Genomic DNA, 20,155 nt, shown 5'->3' on the forward strand with positions numbered 1-20,155 from the left:
GGGCCCGGCGCCGACAGGTCAGTCCAGCACGTCCGCCAGGTCGTAGCCGGCCACGGTGTCGAGCTGACGGTAGGTGCACGATGACGCGTCACGATCCGGACGCCAGCGCTCGAACTGCACTGTGTGCCGGAACCGCGCGCCCTCCAGCTGGTCGTAGCGCACCTCCAGCACGCGTTCGGGGCGCAGACGCACATAGGTCATGTCCTTCGCGCCGGAGAACCTCGATCGCTCCGTCTCCCCGCTGACCGGCTCGCCCGCGGCATCGCGCTCCACCAGTGGCTCCAGCTCCTCCACGAGTCGAGCACGCATGGCATCCGTCCAGGCGGCGACGCCGCCCACCTGCCGCAGCACGCCCTCGTCGTCATGCAGTCCGACCAGCAGCGAGCCGACGCCCGATCCGCTCTTGTGCACCCGGTAGCCCAGTGCCACGACATCCGCGGTGCGCGCATGCTTGATCTTGGTCAGTGCGCGCTTGCCGGGCGCGTACGGGTCCTCCAGCGGTTTGGCGACCACGCCGTCGAGCCCGGCCCCCTCGAAGTCCGCCAGCCAGCGGCGGGCGAGGTCGGGGTCCTCGGTCGTGCGCGTCAGGTGCAGCGGAGCGCCGGCGCCCGCCAGCATCCGCTCCAGTCGTGCCCGACGGTCGCGGAACGGATGCTGCTGCAGATCCTCGTCGCCGTCAGCCAGCAGGTCGAAGGCGATGAACATCGCCGGCGTCTCGGCGGCGAGCCTGGCCACTCGCGACGCCGCCGGGTGGATCCGCTGACTGAGCGCCTCCCAGTCCAGGCGCTGCGCCCCGGCAGGGCCCGTCGCCACGACGATCTCGCCGTCCAGCAGACACGGCCCCGGAAGAAGCGCGGGCAGCTGCTCAACGAGCTCGGGGAAGTACCGAGTCAGCGGCTTCGCGCCGCGCGACCCGATCTCCAGCGTCTCGCCGTCCCAGGCGATCAGGCCGCGGAACCCATCCCACTTGGGCTCGTACAGCATCGGCTTCTTCGTCGGATCGGGTATGGATGCCGCCGCCTTCGCGAGCATCGGCGCGGGGATCTCGTACATGCTCCCATTGTGTCCGCGACCCCTCCACCCGTCGACCCCCCACCCGTCGACCCTCGGCGAGATGTGATGCTGTCGACGGAGCGCGGAATGCGGGGGCCGCCAGGGTCAGGGGAAGAGGTCGGTCAGCTCGTGGGGGAGGCGCGCGTCGCGCAGCGCCGTGCGGGCGGCGAGCCAGCCGGGGGTGCCCGACACCCCGGGGCCGGGGGGCGTGGAGGCGGAGGCCAGGTAGACGCCCTGCATCGGGGTGCGCCAGGGCGTCGGCGAGATGACGGGCCGGCGCACGGCTTGCAGCATCGTGAACGCCCCGCCGAAGACATCGCCGCCGATCTCCGCCGGATTCAGCATCTCGCGCGCCGACGCCGGCACGGCACGGCTGGCCAGCACCCGCTCGCGGAAACCCGGGGCGAAGCGCTCCACCTGGCGGGTGATCAGCTCGGTGGCATCCAGATCCGATCCGGCCGGTACGTGGATGTACGACCACAGCACCCCCTTGCCCGCAGGCGCCCGCGACGGGTCGAGCACGGACGGCTGCACGGCGAGCACGTAGGGACGGTCACTGACGGTTCCGCGCGTCACCGCGTTCTCGCTGGCCCAGATCTCGTCGCGCGTGCCGCCGATGTGCACGGTCGGAGACCGCGCGACATCGGGGTTCGCCCAGGGGATGGGGCCGTCGAGAGCGAAGTCGACCTTGGCGGCGCCGGCGCCGTAACGGTACGCGCCCAACGCCTTCGCATAGCCGGACGGGACGTCGGGGTGGGTGAGCGCGAGACGGGGCGAGGTGTCCATGACCAGCAGATCCCCGCGGCGCGGGTCGCCCCAGTCGAGCGTGCCGAGGTCGCGCACGTGCTCACCGATGCGGATGACGCCGCCGTGCGCCTCGAGGTCGGATGCCAGGGCGTCGGCGATGCGCTGCGCGCCGCCCCTCGGGTACGACCAGCCGGTGGGGGCGTGGCCGTGTGCGGCGAGCAGCAGACCGGCGGCCGCGCCGCTGAGGGACGGCATCGGGGCGTTGGCGTGCGCGACGACTCCGGCGACCAGCGCGGCACCGGCCTCGGTGCGCAGCGTCGCCCTGGCGAACGGCGTGCCCTGCTCCAGCATCCGGATGCCGTAGCGCAGCGCCGTGAGCGGTTCGTCCGGGATGCGCAGCAGCGCGTGGCCGGTGAAATCCACCACGCCTTCGAGATGCCGCGTCAGCGGCCGCACCAGGGCGTACCAAGCGCGGGCGTCCGCGCCCAGAGCATCCGCGGTCCGATCGATGTCGCGCCAGGCGATCGCCGCTCGACCGCCGTCCAGAGGGTGGGCGTAGGAGATCTCCGGCGTGATCCACTCGATGCGCTCGTCGATGCCGAACGCCCGGAAGAACGGCGAGGTCCGCACCGACGGATGCACGGCCGAGCAGATGTCGGAGACGAATCCCGGCAGAGGACCGGGAGCGGTCCGCACACCGCCGCCGACGGACCCGGCGGCCTCGAGCACCTCGACCGCGTACCCGGCGCGCGCCAGGGCGACCGCGGCCACGAGCCCGTTCGGGCCACTGCCGATCACCGTCGCGCGAGCCATGCTCCCAGTGTTCCACGAATGCGGATCGGTGACGGCGACGATCGCGCAGGTGAGAGAATCGAGGAGATGAACGAACCACAGGGGCCGACCCCCACTGGAACCTCCCGCCCCTACCGATCCCTCGCCGAGGCGCTGCGTGCGCACCGGATCCCTGTCGAGAACCACGAGTTCATCGGCGCCATCTCGGATGCCGTCGGCGTCACGAGCTTCATCGACCGCGGTCGCTACATCGAGGCCCTGCGCCCCGAAGGAGCCGCGCTGCACATCGGACGCACCTACACGAACGGCTTCACGGAGGACGAGCAGGTCCTCATCGCCGGGCGGGCCCTCCCGCTGCTGGCCAGCGAAGGACGCGCTCCCTACTTCTACGTGAACCACCCGAGCACACTGCCGACCAGTGCGACGGCGTCCCGGCGCGCCACCGGGTCGCGGGGCGCCAGGACCGCAGCCGCGACGCGCACGCCGAAGGCGACCCCGAAGGAGGAACGCGACTACGGCGTGTGCGACGTGTGCTTCATGGTGCGCAACGCCTCCGGGAAGTGCGGCTGCGACGAATGACCTCTCCGGCCGCCGTCTGATCCGCTCGCGCGGTCAGACGCGGCCGGGTCATTCCGACAGCTCTGCCTGCACGCGCCGGGAGATCTCGGCGACCGGCATCGACCGCGGGAAGACCGCGACCACGATGTCGTCGGGGGCGGCGTCGGACCCGTCCGGGTGGACGCCGTAGCGACGCAGCACATCCTGCATGGCGGCGCGCAGCGTCGTGACCGGCACGTCGTTCCCGCGCAGTAGCTGCCGCAGCACGTGATTGTGCACCGCCGTGACGAGTGCCGAGAACCCGACGGCGTCGATCGGGTCGATGCCGGGCAGCGACTGCCGCAGGTATTCATCGAACAGGCGCTCGTACCGGAACACGGTCACGATCTCGCGGTCGCGCAGCTCGGGGACCTCGCGCACGATCTCGTAACGGCGCCGAGCCAGCTCCGGGTCGCGGGCGAAATGACCGAAGACCAGCTCCGATGCCTCGCAGACCGCCAACCACGGATCCGCGTGCGGCTCGTCCAGGAATGCGCGCAGCTCGTCGAGCATCACCTCATGGTCGGTGAAGACGACATCCTCCTTGCCGCCGAACTGCCGGAAGAAGGTGGAGCGCGAGACGCCCGCGGCCTTGGCGATCTGCTCGACCGAGGTCGCGTCGAATCCCTGCGCGGCGAACAGCTCGAGCGCGGCCGCGACGACGCCGGTGCGCGGCGGCGGTGTCTGGTGCATAGGGGAAGCCTATCCCCGGCCGTTCGGGTCGTGTCGTCAGCGGTAGTACGCTTGGTGCTCGGGTCGAAGCAACTTCGACAACCCGACAAATTCTGTCGCGTCCCACCCGCCGCAACCAGCGAAGGACTGCACGTGGATCTCTACGAGTACCAGGCACGAGACCTTTTCGAATCCTACGGAGTGCCGGTTCTCGCCGGCATCGTCGCCGACACCCCCGAGGAGGTGAAGGCAGCTGCTGAGAAGATCGGCGGCATCGTCGTCGTGAAGGCTCAGGTCAAGACCGGTGGCCGCGGCAAGGCCGGTGGCGTGAAGGTCGCCAAGACCCCCGACGAGGCGTACGAGGCGGCCCAGGCGATCCTGGGTCTGGACATCAAGGGTCACGTCGTCAAGCGCGTCATGGTCGCCGCGGGCGCACGCATCGCCGAGGAGTTCTACTTCTCGGTGCTCCTGGACCGCGCGAACCGCTCCTACCTGTCGCTGTGCAGCGTCGAGGGCGGCATGGAGATCGAGCAGCTCGCCGTCGAGAAGCCCGAGGCCCTCGCCCGTGTCGAGGTGAACCCGCTGACCGGCATCGACAAGGCCAAGGCCGTCGAGATCGCCCGGGCCGCGAACTTCCGCGAGGAGCTCGTCGAGAAGGTCGCCGATGTCTTCGTCAAGCTCTTCGAGGTCTACAAGGGCGAGGACGCCACGCTCGTCGAGGTCAACCCGCTGGTGCTCACCGAAGAGGGTGACGTCATCGCGCTCGACGGCAAGGTCACGCTCGACGACAACGCCTCCGAGATCCGCCACCCCGGCCACGAGGCTCTCGCCGACAAGGGCGCCGAGGACCCGCTGGAGGCCAAGGCGAAGGAGTCCGGCCTGAACTACGTGAAGCTCGACGGACAGGTCGGTGTCATCGGAAACGGTGCCGGCCTGGTGATGTCGACCCTCGACGTCGTCGCGTACGCCGGTGAGAAGCACGGCGGCGTCAAGCCGGCGAACTTCCTCGACATCGGGGGCGGTGCGAACGCCCAGGTCATGGCGGCCGGACTCGACGTCATCCTCGGCGACCAGCAGGTCAAGAGCGTGTTCGTCAACGTCTTCGGCGGCATCACCTCCTGCGTGGCCGTCGCGGACGGCATCGTCAAGGCCCTCGAGATCCTGGGCGACGCGGCAACCAAGCCGCTCGTCGTGCGTCTCGACGGCAACCAGGTCGAGGAGGGCCGCGCCATCCTCGCCGCCGCCGACCACCCGCTCGTCACGCTGGCAGCCACCATGGACGAGGGCGCCGACAAGGCCGCCCAGCTGGCCAACGCCTGAGACTGAAGGAATCAGATAAATGTCGATCTACCTCAACAAGGACTCCAAGGTCATCGTCCAGGGCATCACCGGCGGCGAGGGCACCAAGCACACCGCTCTGATGCTGAAGGCGGGCACGAACATCGTCGGCGGCGTGAACGCCCGCAAGGCCGGCACCACGGTCACGCACGAGAAGCCGCACGAGGGCGAGGTCGAGCTTCCCGTCTTCGGGTCCGTCGCCGAGGCGATGGAGAAGACCGGCGCCGACGTGTCGATCGCGTTCGTTCCCGGCGCCTTCACCAAGGACGCGATGATCGAGGCCATCGACGCCGAGATCCCGCTGCTCGTCGTGATCACCGAAGGCGTGCCCGTCGGCGATGCGGCCGAGGCGTGGGCGTACGCGACCAGCAAGGGCAACAAGACCCGCATCATCGGGCCGAACTGCCCCGGCATCATCACCCCCGGCGAGGCGCTGGTCGGCATCACCCCGGCCAACATCACCGGCAAGGGACCGATCGGACTCGTCTCGAAGTCGGGCACCCTGACCTACCAGATGATGTACGAACTGCGCGATCTGGGCTTCTCCACCGCCATCGGCATCGGCGGCGACCCGGTCATCGGAACCACGCACATCGACGCGCTCGCCGCGTTCGAGGCCGACCCCGAGACCAAGGCCATCGTCATGATCGGCGAGATCGGCGGCGACGCCGAGGAGCGCGCGGCCGACTACATCAAGGCCAACGTCACCAAGCCGGTCGTCGGCTACGTGGCCGGCTTCACTGCTCCCGAGGGCAAGACCATGGGCCACGCCGGCGCCATCGTCTCGGGCTCCGCGGGCACCGCACAGGCCAAGAAGGAGGCCCTCGAGGCCGCCGGCGTCAAGGTCGGCAAGACGCCGTCCGAGACGGCCGACCTGATGCGCGCGATCGTCGAGGCGCTCTGATCTGAGCTAGACTGCATGACGAAGGCCCCGGGCTCCACCCCGGGGCCTTCGTCATGTCCTGACGCCGCGTCTGCGGCATCCGCTCTGCCGATCACCGGCGCGTCCGAAGGACATCCGCGGGTCTGAAGGATGCTGCCCGCCGCATCGTCCTTCACCAGCGCGAACGTCCTTCAGAAGGGACGGGGCGACGGGGCGACGGGGGTGGCGGGGATGTGGCCGGACGCCCGCGTCGAGACGCAGAGAGGGGCCGGATGCCAGCATCCGACCCCTCTCGACGCGACGCGATCAGCCGAACAGCGCCTCGATCGGACCGCGGGCGAAGAAGATCACGAACCCGGCTGTCACGACCCACAGCAGAGGGCTGATCTCGCGAGCCTTGCCCGAGCACGCCCGCGCGACGACCCAGCCGATGAAGCCGGCGCCGATGCCGTTGGCGATCGAGTAGGTCATCGGCATGACCGCGACCGTGAGGAACACCCCGAAGAGCGCCGAGAAGTCCGTCAGATCGATGAAGCGGATCTGACTCATCATCAGCGCACCGACGATGACCAGCGCTGCGGCGGCGACCTCGGTCGGGACGATCGACACCAGCGGCGTGAAGAACATCGCGATGAGGAACACCACACCGGTGACGACGTTCGCGAAGCCCGTCCGCGCGCCTTCACCGATGCCCGAGCCCGACTCGATGAACACGGTGTTGGACGACGCGGACGTCGCGCCTCCGACGACGGCGCCGACACCCTCGACGATCAGTGCCGACTTCAGGCGCGGGAAGTTGCCCTTCTCGTCGGCCAGGTCGGCCTCCTTCGCCAGGCCCGTCATGGTGCCCATGGCATCGAAGAAGTTCGTGAAGACGAGCGTGAAGACCAGCATCAGCGCGGCCAGTGCGCCGATGCGGCCGAACGCGCCGAACAGGTCGACCTGGCCGATCAGCGACAGGTCGGGAAGGCTGACGAGCTGTTCGGGCAGCGCGGGGATCGTCAGACCCCAGCCGCCCGGGTTGTCGTCGCCCTTGGCGCCGACGTGCCAGATCGCCTCGGTGATCACCGCGACGACCGTCCCGGAGACGAGGCCGATGAGGATGCCGCCCTTGACCTTGCGCGCCACCAGCACGCCGGTCAGCAGCAGAGTGAACACGAAGAGCAGCGTCGGCACGGTGCTGACCGAGCCGCCGATGCCGAGCGACACGGGCGGCGAGGCGCTGGCGGTCACGAAGCCGGCGTTCACGAAGCCGATGAACGCGATGAAGAGCCCGATGCCGACCGTGATCGCGATCTTCAGCTGCATGGGAACCGCGTCGAAGATCATGCGGCGCAGGCCCGTGGCGCTGAGCAGCACGATGATGAGGCCGTTGATGACCACCAGCCCCATCGCCTCGGGCCAGGTGACCTCGCCGACCACCGAGAAGGCGAGGAAGGCGTTGATGCCGAGTCCGGCAGCGAACCCGAACGGCAGACGGGCGATGAGGCCGAACAGGATCGTCATGACCGCGGCGGTCAGGCCGGTGACGGCACTGAGCTGCAGGAAGTCCAGCGTGGTGCCGGCGATGTCGGTGCTGCTGGACAGGATGATCGGGTTCAGGATCACGATGTAGGCCATCGTCACGAACGTGACGAGTCCTCCGCGGATCTCGGCGCCGAAGCTCGAACCCCGCTTCGTGATCTCGAAGTAGCGGTCGAGCGCGTTGCGCGGCTGATCGCGCGGCTCGGTGTCGGGGTGCGCAGGGGCTGTTGTCATCGGGAGACCTCCGCAGGAGAATCTATCGTGTCCGGACACCCTCGCGTGCCCCGCAGGGCGGTGTCGGGCGCGCATCGTAGGCTCGAGTCGTCATGCAACGTGTCACCGTCGTGCTCCTCGCCGCACTGGACGCCGTCATCGCGGCCGCCGTGGGGCTGGCGGCCGTGCTCGCGCCGTTCACCCTGCTGTGGGTTCTCGCCTTCGGGGTGAGTGCCGATTGGGGCGCGCTCTGGCCCGTCAGCGGCACGCTGTGGCAGTTCGGTCACGGAGTGCCGCTCGAGGTGGTGCTGCCGGACGCCGTGCTCGCGAGTCTGGCCATCCCGAAGGAGGCCGCCGCTTTCGCCGTCTCTGTCCCTCCGCTGGCCTTCCTGCTGTTCACGCTGATCTTCGCCGCGCGTTCCGGACGACGGGCCGCGATCGCCGGCGCCTGGGTCACGGGCGTGGTCTCCGGGGCGGTCGCGTTCGCGCTGATCGCCGCGGCGGTCGGCCTCACCGCGCACTCCGGGGTGCTGAGAGCCCCGCAGTGGCCGGCCATCGTGATCCCCGCGTCCGTGTATCTCGCCGGTCTGCTGATCGGTGCGGTCCGGTACGCGTGGTCCGACGGGGACGGCGGCGTCATCGACCGGCTGCACGACGTCGTCGACGGATGGGGCGACTGGGCGCCCGTGCCCGCCGAATCCCTGCGCGGTGCGACAGTCGTGGTCGTCGCCCTCACCGGCGCCGCCGCTCTGGGCGTGGCCGTCACCACGCTCGTGCGCGGGGGAGAGGTAATCGCGCTGTTCGAGGCGGCTCGCGTCGACGTGCTGGGCGCAGGGATGCTGACGCTCGCCCACCTGGTCTACCTGCCCACGCTTCTGGTCTGGTCGGCGAGTTGGCTGGCGGGGCCCGGGTTCGCGCTCGGCACCGGAACCTCGGTGTCGCCGGCAGGCACCGAACTGGGGGTCGTCCCCGGCATCCCGGTGCTGGGACTGGTTCCCGAGAACTCCTCGATCTGGATGCTGGTGGCCGTGCTGGTGCCCATCGCCTGCGGCGCCCTGGCGGGCTGGATGATCCGGTCGCGACTGGTGTGGGAGCGCACCGGCGCGGGGTTCGGGCCCCGCGCGGCGATCACGGGCGGGATCGCCGCCGTCTCGGCCGGTGCGGCGGCGCTGGCAGCCGTGCTCGCATCCGGGTCCATCGGTCCGGGCCGGCTGGCGGACACCGGCCCGTCGGCGGGCTGGTTCGCGTTCGCGGTCGGCCTGGAAGTGCTGATCGGCTGCGGCATCCTCATGCTCGCACCGCGCCATCACGACGAGCTGGCGGAGGAGCGCACCGACCGCTGGCACGAGGAGATGGCAGCACTCTCGACGCCGGTAGACTGACCGGGTGCTGACGGTCGCGGTTCTCATCTCAGGTGCCGGCTCGAATCTTCGAGCACTGCTCGAAGCCGCCAGCCACCCCGATTTCCCCGCACGAGTCATCGCTGTGGGCGCCGATCGGGACGCGGACGGGCTCGCGCACGCCGAGGAGTTCGGCGTTCCCACCTTCACCGTGGCGTACTCGTCGTTCCCGAGCCGGGAGGCCTGGGGCGAGGAGCTCGTCGAGCAGCTGGATGCATGGAAGCCCGACCTGATCGTGCTCAGCGGCCTGATGCGGCTGCTGCCCGCCGCCGTGGTCGCGCGCTATGCGCCGCGGATCATCAACACGCACCCCGCCTACCTGCCCGAGTTCCCCGGCGCGCACGGCGTGCGCGACGCCCTGGCCGCCGGCGTCGAGAGCACGGGCGCCAGCGTCATCGTGGTCGACGACGGCGTCGACAGCGGACCGATCGTCGCGCAGGAGCGCGTCCCGGTGCTGCCGGGAGACACGGAAGCGACCCTGCACGAGCGCATCAAGCCCGTCGAGCGGCGGCTGATGATCGACGTGGTCCGCCGCGTCGCCACCGGCGAGCTCACCCTCTGACCTTTCCCGACCCGCACAGAACGCACGAACGAAGGAGCATCATCATGGCCGGCCCTCGCCTCGATCCCTCGCTGTACCGTCACCGCGACCTGGTGCCGATCCGGCGCGCGCTCGTGTCGGTGAGCGACAAGTCCGGTCTCCTCGAGCTTGCGGAGGCGCTCTCCGCAGCCGGGGTCGAGATGGTGTCGACGGGGTCGACCGCGCAGACCATCCGCGACGCGGGCCACGAGGTGACCGATGTCGCCAGCGTCACCGGGGTCGCCGAGATGCTCGACGGCCGAGTGAAGACCCTGCACCCGAAGATCCACGGCGGGCTGCTCGCCGATCTGCGCCTGGACGATCACGAGCGCCAGCTCGCCGATCTGGACATCCAGCCCTTCGAGCTGGTCGTCGTCAACCTGTACCCGTTCGTGGAGACCGTCGCATCCGGGGCGGAGCCGGATGCCATCGTCGAGCAGATCGACATCGGCGGGCCCGCCATGGTGCGCGCGGCGGCGAAGAACTTCGCCAACGTCGCGACGGTCGTCTCTCCCGAGTCGTATCCCGCGATCATCGAGGCCGTCGCCGCGGGCGGCACGGATCTCGTGCAGCGCCGCGAGCTGGCCGCCCGCGCGTTCTCGCACACCGCGACCTATGACACCGCGGTGGCCCAGTGGTTCTCGGAGGGCACCCTCAGTGACGGCGTCGACCTTCCCGCCCATCTCACCATCAAGGCCGAGCGCCTCGCGACGCTGCGCTACGGCGAGAACTCCCACCAGCGCGCCGCGATCTACACGCGCGCCGGCGGTCACGGCATCGCCCAGGCCACGCAGCTCCAGGGGAAGGAGATGTCGTACAACAACTATGTCGATGCCGACGCCGCGCTGCGCGCCGCCTACGACATGATCCTTCCCGCGGTCGCGATCATCAAGCACGCGAATCCGTGCGGCATCGCCACCACGGCACCGAACGCCCTCGACCCGATCGCCAGCGCCCACCTGCGCGCGCACGAGTGCGACCCGGTGTCCGCCTACGGCGGCGTCATCGCGGCGAACGGCACGGTCACACTCAAGATGGCGGACAACCTCAAGGACATCTTCACCGAGGTGATCGTGGCGCCCGACTTCGAGCCCGCCGCGCTCGAAGTCTTCAAGGCCAAGAAGAACCTGCGCCTGCTGAAGCTGCCGGAGGACTGGCAGCAGGAGCGCATGGACGTGCGCCTGGTCTCGGGCGGTCTGCTGCTGCAGGACGCCGACAGGTTCCCGGACGACATCGTGTCGGTGGCGAAGGACTGGGAGCTCGTCTCGGGCGAACGTCCCGACGACGCCGAGATGGAGAACCTCATCTTCGCGTGGAAGGCGTGCCGCGCCGTCAAGTCCAACGCGATCGTGCTCGCCAAGGGCAACGCCACGGTCGGCGTCGGCATGGGTCAGGTCAACCGCGTCGACTCGTGCCGACTGGCGGTGGAGCGCGCGGGCGACCGCGCAGCCGGTGCTGTGGCGGCGTCCGACGCGTTCTTCCCCTTCGCGGACGGTCCTCAGGTTCTGCTGGACGCCGGTGTCACGGCGATCGTCCAGCCCGGCGGGTCGGTGCGCGACGACGAGGTGGTGGATGCCGCCCGCAAGGCCGGCGTGACGATGTTCTTCACGGGCGAGCGCCACTTCTTCCACTGACCGCGTGGCGCCGCGTGGCGCCGCTCGGCGCTGCCGGAGCGCCGCGTGGCGCCGCTCCGCGGGAGAGGGTCCCCGGCCTTCACCTGCCGGCTACACCGTCGCGGAACTGAGCAGGATGCTGGTCTCGCTGTCGCGGATGCCGTCGATGCCGCGAATTGTGGCGAGCGTCTCGTCGAAGGACGTCAGGCTGTCGCAGCTGACCTCGGCCACGAGGTCCCAGCGACCGTTCGTGGTGTGCAGCGCGGCGATCTGCGGAACGCCGCGGAGGCTGCGGATCACCTCACGGGTGTTGCGACCCTCCACCCCGATCAGCATGATGGCGCGCACGACGGAGGCCGCCGCAGGGTCCCGCACGCGGACGGAGAAGCCGACGATCACGCCGCTGTCGATGAGCCGCTTGAGCCGACTGTCGACCGTCGCCCGGGTGACACCGAGGCGTCGCGCGAGGTTCACGACGGACTCGCGGCTGTTGGCCCGCAGCAGCGACAGCAGCCGTCGATCGAGGTCGTCAAGAATGCTCATGATCAGAATGTAGTGGTTTATTGAGCAGAACATCCAGCGGATGGATGAAATGATCCATGTTGCTGATTGAAAGTGGCAGTGGCCCGCTCCTAGCCTGGAAGCATCTGAGGAAGGGATGGGCGATGGTCCGTTTTGTCGATGTTCCGAGCATGCGCCGCTGGCTGATCGATGCGGGCATCGAGCGTGCGATCTCGGGGATCGCGGATGCCCTGGTCGAGGACTTCACGCGCTGGCAGGACTTCGACAAGACCGCGCGCGTCGCCAGCCACTCGGCCATCGGCGTGATCGAACTCATGCCGGCCAGTGACGGCCGCCAGTACGGATTCAAGTACGTCAACGGCCACCCCAGCAACCCGTCCCGCGGACTGCAGACCGTCACCGCCTTCGGTGTGCTCGCCGACGTCGACAGCGGGTATCCGACGCTCTGGACCGAGATGACTCTTCTCACGGCGCTGCGCACCGCCGCCACCTCTGCCATGGTCGCCCGGATGCTGGCCCCCGCCGGCGCCACGACGATGGCCATGATCGGCACGGGCAGCCAGGCCGAGTTCCAGGCGCTCGGATTCCGCGCGCTGCTGGGCATCGACCGCCTGCGCATCTGGGACACGGACCCCGCTGCGCTCGACGTGTTCGAGGCAAATATGCGCCCCCTCGGGTTCGACATCGTGCGCGCCGGCAGTGCAGCCGAGGCTGTCGCCGGCGCGCAGATCATCACCACATGCACCGCCGATAAGACGAACGCGACCGTGCTCACCGACGACATGGTCGGCCCGGGCGTGCACGTCAATGCGATCGGCGGCGACTGCCCGGGCAAGACGGAGCTGGACGAGCGCATCCTGCGCCGCGGGGACATCTTCGTGGAGTATCCGCCGCAGACTCGCATTGAAGGGGAGATCCAGCAGCTGGATGCCGAGTATCCGGTCACCGAGCTGTGGCGGGTCGTGCGCGGCGAGGCCGCCGGGCGCACCTCCGACGACCAGATCACCATCTTCGATTCGGTCGGCTTCGCTGTCGAGGACTTCTCGGCGCTGCGCTACCTCGATGCGGCGATCGACGGCACGGACTACTTCACCGAGGTCGACATCATCGCCGAGCCGGACGATCCGAAGAACCTGTTCGCACTGGTGGCGGCAGGCGCCGCCGCGCCGAGCCTGGCGTGAGGGCGGCATCGGCACAGGCGCCGGGCGCCGTCGTGCTGATCAGGCCGCACCACTTCCGTCCCAACCCGCAGACCGCGGCCGACAACACGTTCCAGAGCGCCGCCGACCACGATGTGTCCCGCGAGGCGTACGAGGTCTGCACCCGGGTCGCCGATCGTCTCCGCGAGGCGGGCGTGCGGGTGCACCTGTTCGAGGACGAGTCCGCCGCGCATCCCGACAGCGTGTTCCCCAACAACTGGTTCTCCACGCACGCCGGAGGACGCGTCGCGGTGTATCCGATGTACGCCGCCAACCGCCGCGGCGAGCGGCGGGCTGACGTGATCGAGATGCTGAAGACCGAATACCGCGTGCAGGAGGTTATCGACTACTCCGGGCTGGAGCCGGACGACCTGTTCCTCGAGGGGACGGGCGCCATGGTGCTGGACCACGTGGCGCGCATCGCGTACGCGGTGCGGTCGAAGCGGTGCGATCCTGTGCTCGTCGAACGCTTCTGCACCGTGTTCGGATACGAGCCCGTCGTCTTCGACGCCGTCGATCCGGACGGCGTGCCGATCTATCACACCAACGTGATGATGTGCATCGGCACCGACATCGCGATGATCGGCCTGGATGCCATCGTGGGCGACGCGAGACGGTCCGAGGTCGCGCGGCGCATCCGCGAGACCGGTCGCATCCTGATTCCGTTGACGGCGGCGCAGGTCGCCGCCTTCGCGGGCAACGCCATGGAGCTGCGCGGCGAGGGAGGGGAGCGCCTGCTGGTGATCTCCGAGACCGGTCATCGCAGCCTCACGGAGGAGCAGCTGAGCATCCTCTCCGCGTCCTGCCGGATCATCCCGCTGGATGTCGCTCCCATCGAACTGGCGGGCGGGTCGGTGCGCTGCATGATCGCCGGGATCCATCTGGATCCTCGGTGAGATCGCACTCACGGACACCTCCGCACAGCCATGTCCGATTTCCGCCAGTCGCCACCTCCAGATCGTGACAGAGTGGAGGCATGACCTCCCCGACGATGACCTTCGACGAGCGGTACCGCGCCATCAGCGCGCGCGACACCCGCTTCGACGGACAGTTCGTCACGGCTGTGCGCTCGACCGGCATCTACTGCCGCCCGAGCTGCCCTGCCCGCACCCCCAAGAGCGCGAACGTCAGCTTCTACCCGACCAGCGCCGCCGCGCACGAGGCGGGATACCGCGCGTGCAAGCGCTGCCTGCCCGAGGCGACACCCGGCTCACCGGCATGGAATCTCCGAGGGGACGCCGCCGCGCGCGCCATGCGTCTGATCGCGGCGGGCGTCGTCGAACAGGAGGGCGTGGCGGGGCTGGCGCGCCGGCTCGGCTACTCGTCGCGGCACCTCACGCGGCTCCTGACCTCGGAGCTCGGCGCGGGGCCGCTGGCTCTCGCGCGTGCGCATCGCGCCCACACCGCGCGGATGCTGCTGGTGGGCACCGACATGCCCATCTCCGACGTGGCGTTCTCGGCCGGCTTCGCCAGCATCCGTCAGTGCAACGACACGATCCGCGAGGTGTTCGAGATGACGCCGGGACAGTTGCGCGCGACGCGCCGCCCTTCGACGGGCTCGGGGACCCGGGACAGCGGAGGCGCGGATGCCGAGGTGCAGGGCGTGATCGACCTGGTGCTGCCGCACCGCGCGCCCCTCGACGCGACGGGCGTGTTCGCCTGGATGGCGGCGCGCGCGCTGCCGGGCATGGAATCGTCGACCGCGACGTCGTTCGCCAGGCACCTGCGCATGCCAGGTGGTCCCGCCCACTTCGAGATCCGGCTGGACGCCGACGAGCGGCTGCGTCTGCGTGCCCGCGTGACACGGCTCGGCGACCTCGCCCCGCTCGTGGCGACCGCGCGGCGTCTCTTCGACCTCGACGCCGATCCGACCGGGATCGACGCGGCGCTCTCCGCCCATCCGGAGATCGCACCGCTGGTCACGGCGCTGCCCGGCATCCGCGTTCCCGGCGCCGCCGACCCACACGAGATGCTCATCCGTGCGATGGTCGGCCAGCAGATCACGGTCGTCGCCGCGAGGACGGCGCTCTCGACCCTGACCGAGCAGCTGGGGGAGCGCACCGCGGAGGGCGCCCTGCTGTTCCCGAGCATGGCGGCCATCGCCGAGCGCGGCGCCGAGGTGCTGCGCGGACCTGCGGCCCGCATCCGCGCCCTCACCGGCGCCGCCGCCGCACTCGCCGACGGCTCCCTGGAACTGACCGTCGGCGACGACGCGGCGGAGCAGCGCGCGCGCCTGCTGGCCATGCCGGGTATCGGGCCGTGGACCGCCGATTACGTGCGGATGCGGGTACTCGGCGATCCGGACGTCCTGCTGCCGGGCGATGTCGCGATGCGCGCCGGTGCCGCAGCCTCCGGTCTGCCCGGCGACCCGCGCGCCCTCAGCGCCTGGGCCGAGCGCCTCGTGCCCTGGCGCAGCTACCTGACCGCCCACCTCTGGCGTGCCGCGCCCGTCCGTCCACCCAGGATCCGGCGCGCACCGCGCCCCACGACCACTGCCGAGGAGAACTCATGACCGCTTTCATCCAGACCGTCGAGACCTCCGACGGTGCGCTGACGATCCTCGCCGACGCCGAGCAGCGGGTCCTGGCGTCGGGGTGGAGCGACGACCACGCCGCCGTCATCGCGCGCGTGCATGCGTCGCTGCGACCCGACGAGATCGTCGAGGGCGCCACGGATGCCGCAGACGCGGCCCTTGCCTACTATGCTGGCGACCTCACCGCGATCGACGCCGTCGCCGTGCGACAGCACGGCACCGGCCTGCAGCGTGCCGGATGGGAGGCGCTGCGCCGAATCGAGCCCGGGCATCCGCTCAGCTACAGCGAATTCGCCATGGAGCTGGGCAATCCACGGGCGGTCCGCGTCGCGGCCTCCATCTGCGCCCGCAACGCCCCGGCGCTGTTCGTCCCGTGCCATCGTGTACTGCGCTCCGATGGGTCGCTCGGCGGGTTCGCCTGGGGCCTGGACGTCAAGCGCAGCCTGCTCGACCGGGAGGCGACGGCCGCACTCGTGCACTGAGCGGCGCTCGGGAGGCCGACGCTTCGGCGAGCCCGGGAAAGGGGATTCCCTCTTGCATTCGGCGGGCTCACAGGAATAGGCTCGAAGGCTGTCGAGCCGACCGGCCGATGACGCCGAGCCTGAGGAGGACACCATGGCCACGATGACTGTCACGACGTTCGTCGCCCTCGGTTCGCGCGCACCCCGCCTGCGCAGCTGATCGCGGGCGGCGCACGCGCCGCCCTGCCACCACCGTTTTCGGATGCCGTGCATCCGCCCCGTCTTCGTCACCGATCGCTACGCAACTGAGAGCCATGTCTGTCACCTCCTCCTCGTCGTCCCTCTCCACCTTCGCCGCCCTGTGGCGACTCAAGCCCTTCGTCCGTCCGATCTTCGGTCGTCTCGTCGGCGGTGCACTGAGCGCGCTCGCCGCGGCCGTGATCGCGCTGATGATCCCCATCGTGCTCGAGCAGATCGTGAAGAACTTCGACCTCGAAGCGAGCACCGGCTCGCTCGGATTCGTCTTCGCCGGTGCGTTCGGCGTGCTCGCGCTCGCACTGGGCGAGGCGGCCATGGTGTGGCTGCGCCGCTGGTTCGTGCTGACGCCCGCGACAGAGGTCGAGTTCCAGATGCGCTCCGAGCTCTACTCGCGCCTGCAGAATCTGCCGGTCGCCTTCCACGACCGCTGGCAGTCGGGTCAGCTGCTCAGCCGCATGATGCAGGACATCGGCCTCATCCGCCGGTGGATCGCTTTCGGTCTGATCCTGCTGGTGGTGAACATCCTCACCATCGTGATCGGCGCCGTGCTGCTGTTCCGCTGGCACTGGCTGCTGGGCACGATCTTCATCCTCAGTGGCATCCCGCTGTGGATCTCGGGCTATCTCTTCGAGAAGCGGTACGGCACCCTGGCTCGCCGCAGCCAGGACCAGGCGGGCGACCTGGCCACCAGCGTCGAGGAGAGCGTGCACGGCATCCGCGTGCTGAAGGCCTTCGGCCGGGGCAAGCATGCCCTCACACGTTTCAGCAGGCAGGCCGAGACGCTGCGCGAGACCGAGCTCAGCAAGGCCCGCGCCGTCGGGCAGATCTGGTTCTGGTTGGACCTGATGCCGCAGATCGCGTTCGGACTGAGCCTGATCACGGGCATCTGGCTGATCTCGACCGGTGAGATCGAGGTATCGCAGCTGTTCGCGTTCTTCGCCATGGCCACCGTGCTGCGCTGGCCGATCGAGTCCATCGGCTTCCTGTTCTCGTTCATGCTCGACGCCCGCACGGCGACGGATCGCGTGTTCGACATCTACCAGGAGACCAACTCGATCACCGACCCGGAGAACCCGGTGCGCATCCCCGAGCCGCGGGGTGAGCTCGCCTTCGAGGGAGCTCGCTTCCGCTACCAGGACGCCGGCGCGCACGAGCGCGACCTGCTGGACGGCATCGACCTCGTGCTGAGACCGGGGGAGACCATGGCGCTGGTGGGGCTGACCGGCTCCGGGAAGACCACCCTCACCACGCTCCCCGCCCGCCTCTACGACGTCACGGGCGGGCGCGTCACGCTCGACGGCGTGGACATCCGCGATCTGGAGCTCAGCGAGCTGCGCCGCCACATCGCGATGGCCTTCGAGGACGCGACCCTGTTCTCGGCATCCGTGCGCGAGAACGTGCTGCTCGGCCGCGCCGACCTCGACATCCACAGCGACGAGGGCGATCGCGTGCTGCGTGAAGCCCTCGACGTCGCCCAGGCCGGCTTCGTCGAGTCGCTGCCGGAGGGAGTGGAGACGATCATCGGCGAAGAGGGGCTCAGCCTCTCCGGCGGCCAGCGGCAGCGTCTCGCTCTCGCCCGCGCCGTCGCGGCGGCCCCTCAGGTGCTCGTGCTCGACGACCCGCTGTCGGCGCTGGACGTCGACACTGAGGCGCTCGTCGAGGAGGCGCTGCGTCACGTGCTCGCGGAGACCACCGCGCTGATCGTCGCGCACCGTCCGTCGACCGTCGCGCTCGCGGACCGTGTGGCGCTGCTGCAGAAGGGCCGCATCACGGCGGTCGGCACCCACTCCGAGCTGCTGCGCACCAGCGCGCACTACCGGCACGTGATCTCCAGCCTCGAGGCCGAGGAGGCCGCGCGCACGGGTGCGATCCCGATCATCACCGAGGCGATGGACGAGGCGGCCCGGAGCGAAGCATCGGCCACCGAAGAGGAGGTGCAGGCGTGACCATCACCGGAACCCAGGACGAGGACCGCTCGAACTACACCAAGGAGGAGAGCCGTGCCATCCGGCACCGCTCGCTGCGCCTGCTCGGCTCGCTGATCCATCCGCTGCGCCTGCGCATCGTGATCGCCGCGCTCGTGCTCGTGGTCTCGACCGCGCTCCAGGTCGCGGGCCCGATCATCATCGGCATCGCGCTCGATGACGCTCTGCCCCAGCTGCTGCAGACCGCGAACTGGATGCCCGCGGTCATGGTCACCGCGGTCTACCTGCTGGCCGGCATCGTCGGCTCGGCGCTGATCGGCCTCTACGTCGTGCTCGCGGCGCGCATCACCCAGGCCGTGCTGCTGGACCTGCGCAAGCGGATCTTCCTGCACACCCAGCGCCTCAGCCTGGAGTTCCACGAGTCCTACACCTCGGGGCGGATCATCTCGCGGCAGACCAGCGACCTCGACTCGATCCGCGAGCTGCTCGACGGCGGGCTGAACAACCTCGTCTCCGGGGTGCTGTTCGGCCTGTTCACCTTCATCGCGCTGGTGATCGCCGACTGGCAGGCGGGCATCATCCTGCTGGTGGCCGGCGTGCCGCTGCTGCTCCTGATGCGATGGTTCTACAAGCGGTCGCAGCTCGTGTACCGCGAGTCCCGGGTGATCAGCGCGAAGGTGATCGTGCAGTTCGTCGAGACGATGACCGGCATCCGGGCGGTGAAGTCGTTCCGCAAGGAGCCGCGCAACGACACCTCCTTCCGCAAGGTCGCCGGCGACTACCGCGACATCAACCGTCGATCGATGGTGCTGTTCGGCACCTTCGAGCCGGGACTGATGTCGGTCGCTGCGCTCACCCTCGCGGGCGTGGTGCTGTGGGGAGGCATCCGGGTCGCGGACGGCGCTCTCGGCGTCGGCGTGCTGCTGGCGACGGTGCTGTACGTACGCAACTTCTTCGCCCCCATGCAGGAGATCGCGATGTTCCTGAACTCGTACCAGTCCGCCACGGCGGCGCTGGAGAAGGTGTCGGGCGTGCTGGACGAGGTGCCCACCGTCCCGGACCCCGACCGACCCGTCGACCTGTGGCAGTCGCGCGGTGCGATCCGCTTCGACGAGGTCACCTTCGGCTACAACGGCGAGACGACCATCCTGCCGAACTTCACGCTCGACATCCCTGCCGGGCAGACCATCGCGCTGGTCGGCACGACCGGTGCCGGCAAGTCGACGCTCGCCAAGCTGGTGTCCCGCTTCTACGACCCGACACGAGGGGCGGTCACCCTCGACGGGGTCGACCTGCGGATGCTGCATCCCAAGGACCTGCGCCGCGCGATCGTGATGGTCACGCAGGAGGCGTATCTGTTCAGCGGAACCGTCGCGGACAACATCGCGCTCGGCCGACCCGAGGCGACGCTCGACGAGATCCGTGCGGCGGCGCGCGCGGTCGGTGCCGACGAGTTCATCTCCACCCTGCCGGACGGCTACGACACCGACGTCAACAAGCGCGGCGGCCGGGTGTCGGCGGGACAGCGGCAGCTGATCTCGTTCGCGCGAGCGTTCCTCGCCGACCCCGCGGTGCTGATCCTCGACGAGGCGACCGCCTCGCTGGACATCCCCTCGGAGCGCCTCATCCAGGACGCCCTGCAGACGCTGCTGGCCGACCGCACGGCGATCATCATCGCGCACCGTCTGTCGACGGTGGCGATCGCCGACCGGGTGCTCGTCATGGAGCACGGCCGGATCATCGAGGACGACACCCCCGAGGCGCTCATCAACGGCACCGGGAAGTTCGCCCAGCTGCACGCCGCCTGGCAGCAGACGCTGGTCTGATCCCCGGAGGTAGGCTGAG

17 protein-coding genes are annotated in these 20,155 nt (G+C 69.7%); 12 read left to right on the forward strand and 5 right to left on the reverse strand.

Annotated features, from left to right (window positions below; translation table 11 throughout):
• Positions 1-18: 18 nt before the first annotated feature.
• Both ACFQY2_RS07050 and ACFQY2_RS07055 read right to left on the reverse strand, forming a co-directional pair.
• Positions 19-1,053, reverse strand: a complete 1,035-nt coding sequence (locus tag ACFQY2_RS07050) for an ATP-dependent DNA ligase (protein ID WP_378744960.1) — start codon at positions 1,051-1,053, stop codon at positions 19-21.
• Positions 1,054-1,158: 105 nt separating this feature from the next.
• Positions 1,159-2,613: a phytoene desaturase family protein gene (locus ACFQY2_RS07055; RefSeq protein WP_378744961.1), complete on the reverse strand. Its 1,455-nt coding sequence runs from the start codon at positions 2,611-2,613 to the stop codon at positions 1,159-1,161.
• A 66-nt stretch (positions 2,614-2,679) separates the two neighbouring features.
• Between ACFQY2_RS07055 and ACFQY2_RS07060 the strand changes: the two genes are divergently transcribed.
• Positions 2,680-3,171: a hypothetical protein gene (locus tag ACFQY2_RS07060; RefSeq protein WP_378744962.1), complete on the forward strand. Its 492-nt coding sequence runs from the start codon at positions 2,680-2,682 to the stop codon at positions 3,169-3,171.
• A 48-nt stretch (positions 3,172-3,219) separates the two neighbouring features.
• Here ACFQY2_RS07060 and ACFQY2_RS07065 read toward each other — a convergent pair whose 3' ends face one another.
• A complete protein-coding gene (locus ACFQY2_RS07065) occupies positions 3,220-3,882 on the reverse strand; it encodes a TetR family transcriptional regulator (RefSeq protein WP_378744963.1) in 663 nt (220 codons plus the stop codon).
• A 132-nt stretch (positions 3,883-4,014) separates the two neighbouring features.
• On the opposite strand from ACFQY2_RS07065, the gene sucC reads away from it, so the two are divergent.
• Together sucC and sucD are read left to right on the forward strand one after the other, a co-directional pair.
• Positions 4,015-5,181 carry an ADP-forming succinate--CoA ligase subunit beta gene (gene sucC, locus ACFQY2_RS07070; RefSeq protein WP_378744964.1) on the forward strand — a complete coding sequence of 389 codons (1,167 nt, stop codon included), beginning with the start codon at positions 4,015-4,017 and terminating at the stop codon, positions 5,179-5,181.
• A gap of 19 nt (positions 5,182-5,200) precedes the next feature.
• Positions 5,201-6,103, forward strand: coding sequence for a succinate--CoA ligase subunit alpha (gene sucD / locus ACFQY2_RS07075; RefSeq protein ID WP_378744965.1), 903 nt, complete (start codon positions 5,201-5,203; stop codon positions 6,101-6,103).
• Between the two features lie 285 nt (positions 6,104-6,388).
• Here sucD and ACFQY2_RS07080 read toward each other — a convergent pair whose 3' ends face one another.
• A complete protein-coding gene (locus ACFQY2_RS07080; RefSeq protein WP_378744966.1) occupies positions 6,389-7,840 on the reverse strand; it encodes an NCS2 family permease in 1,452 nt (483 codons plus the stop codon).
• A gap of 92 nt (positions 7,841-7,932) precedes the next feature.
• Between ACFQY2_RS07080 and ACFQY2_RS07085 the strand changes: the two genes are divergently transcribed.
• From ACFQY2_RS07085 to purH, 3 genes are read left to right on the forward strand one after another with little or no spacing between them, the layout of a single operon-like run.
• The gene (locus tag ACFQY2_RS07085) at positions 7,933-9,201 is read left to right on the forward strand and encodes a DUF6350 family protein (protein ID WP_378744967.1); all 1,269 of its coding nucleotides are present in this window, start codon (positions 7,933-7,935) and stop codon (positions 9,199-9,201) included.
• A 4-nt stretch (positions 9,202-9,205) separates the two neighbouring features.
• Positions 9,206-9,781: a phosphoribosylglycinamide formyltransferase gene (gene purN / locus ACFQY2_RS07090; RefSeq protein ID WP_378744969.1), complete on the forward strand. Its 576-nt coding sequence runs from the start codon at positions 9,206-9,208 to the stop codon at positions 9,779-9,781.
• A 44-nt stretch (positions 9,782-9,825) separates the two neighbouring features.
• Positions 9,826-11,433, forward strand: a complete 1,608-nt coding sequence (purH, locus tag ACFQY2_RS07095; RefSeq protein ID WP_378744970.1) for a bifunctional phosphoribosylaminoimidazolecarboxamide formyltransferase/IMP cyclohydrolase — start codon at positions 9,826-9,828, stop codon at positions 11,431-11,433.
• Between the two features lie 90 nt (positions 11,434-11,523).
• On the opposite strand, the gene ACFQY2_RS07100 is transcribed toward purH, so the two are convergent.
• Positions 11,524-11,955 carry an Lrp/AsnC family transcriptional regulator gene (locus ACFQY2_RS07100; protein WP_378744971.1) on the reverse strand — a complete coding sequence of 144 codons (432 nt, stop codon included), beginning with the start codon at positions 11,953-11,955 and terminating at the stop codon, positions 11,524-11,526.
• Between the two features lie 122 nt (positions 11,956-12,077).
• Between ACFQY2_RS07100 and ACFQY2_RS07105 the strand changes: the two genes are divergently transcribed.
• From ACFQY2_RS07105 to ACFQY2_RS07130, 6 genes are all read left to right on the forward strand, one after another.
• A complete protein-coding gene (locus ACFQY2_RS07105) occupies positions 12,078-13,115 on the forward strand; it encodes an ornithine cyclodeaminase (RefSeq protein ID WP_378744972.1) in 1,038 nt (345 codons plus the stop codon).
• Positions 13,112-14,029 carry a citrulline utilization hydrolase CtlX gene (gene ctlX, locus ACFQY2_RS07110; RefSeq protein WP_378744973.1) on the forward strand — a complete coding sequence of 306 codons (918 nt, stop codon included), beginning with the start codon at positions 13,112-13,114 and terminating at the stop codon, positions 14,027-14,029. The genes ACFQY2_RS07105 and ctlX overlap by 4 nt, the downstream gene beginning before the upstream one ends.
• Before the next feature lie 80 nt (positions 14,030-14,109).
• Entirely contained in the window at positions 14,110-15,645 is a 1,536-nt protein-coding gene (locus tag ACFQY2_RS07115) for an Ada metal-binding domain-containing protein (protein WP_378744974.1), read from the forward strand.
• A complete protein-coding gene (locus ACFQY2_RS07120) occupies positions 15,642-16,148 on the forward strand; it encodes a methylated-DNA--[protein]-cysteine S-methyltransferase (RefSeq protein WP_378744975.1) in 507 nt (168 codons plus the stop codon). Before ACFQY2_RS07115 ends, ACFQY2_RS07120 begins: the two co-directional genes overlap by 4 nt.
• A gap of 293 nt (positions 16,149-16,441) precedes the next feature.
• On the forward strand, positions 16,442-18,331 hold the full coding sequence (locus tag ACFQY2_RS07125) for an ABC transporter ATP-binding protein (RefSeq protein ID WP_378744976.1): 1,890 nt from the start codon (positions 16,442-16,444) through the stop codon (positions 18,329-18,331).
• Positions 18,328-20,136, forward strand: a complete 1,809-nt coding sequence (locus tag ACFQY2_RS07130) for an ABC transporter ATP-binding protein (protein ID WP_378744977.1) — start codon at positions 18,328-18,330, stop codon at positions 20,134-20,136. The genes ACFQY2_RS07125 and ACFQY2_RS07130 overlap by 4 nt, the downstream gene beginning before the upstream one ends.
• Positions 20,137-20,155: the final 19 nt, after the last annotated feature.

This window comes from Microbacterium sp. GCM10027623, assembly GCF_042666935.1.
Lineage (GTDB): Bacteria > Actinomycetota > Actinomycetes > Actinomycetales > Microbacteriaceae > Microbacterium.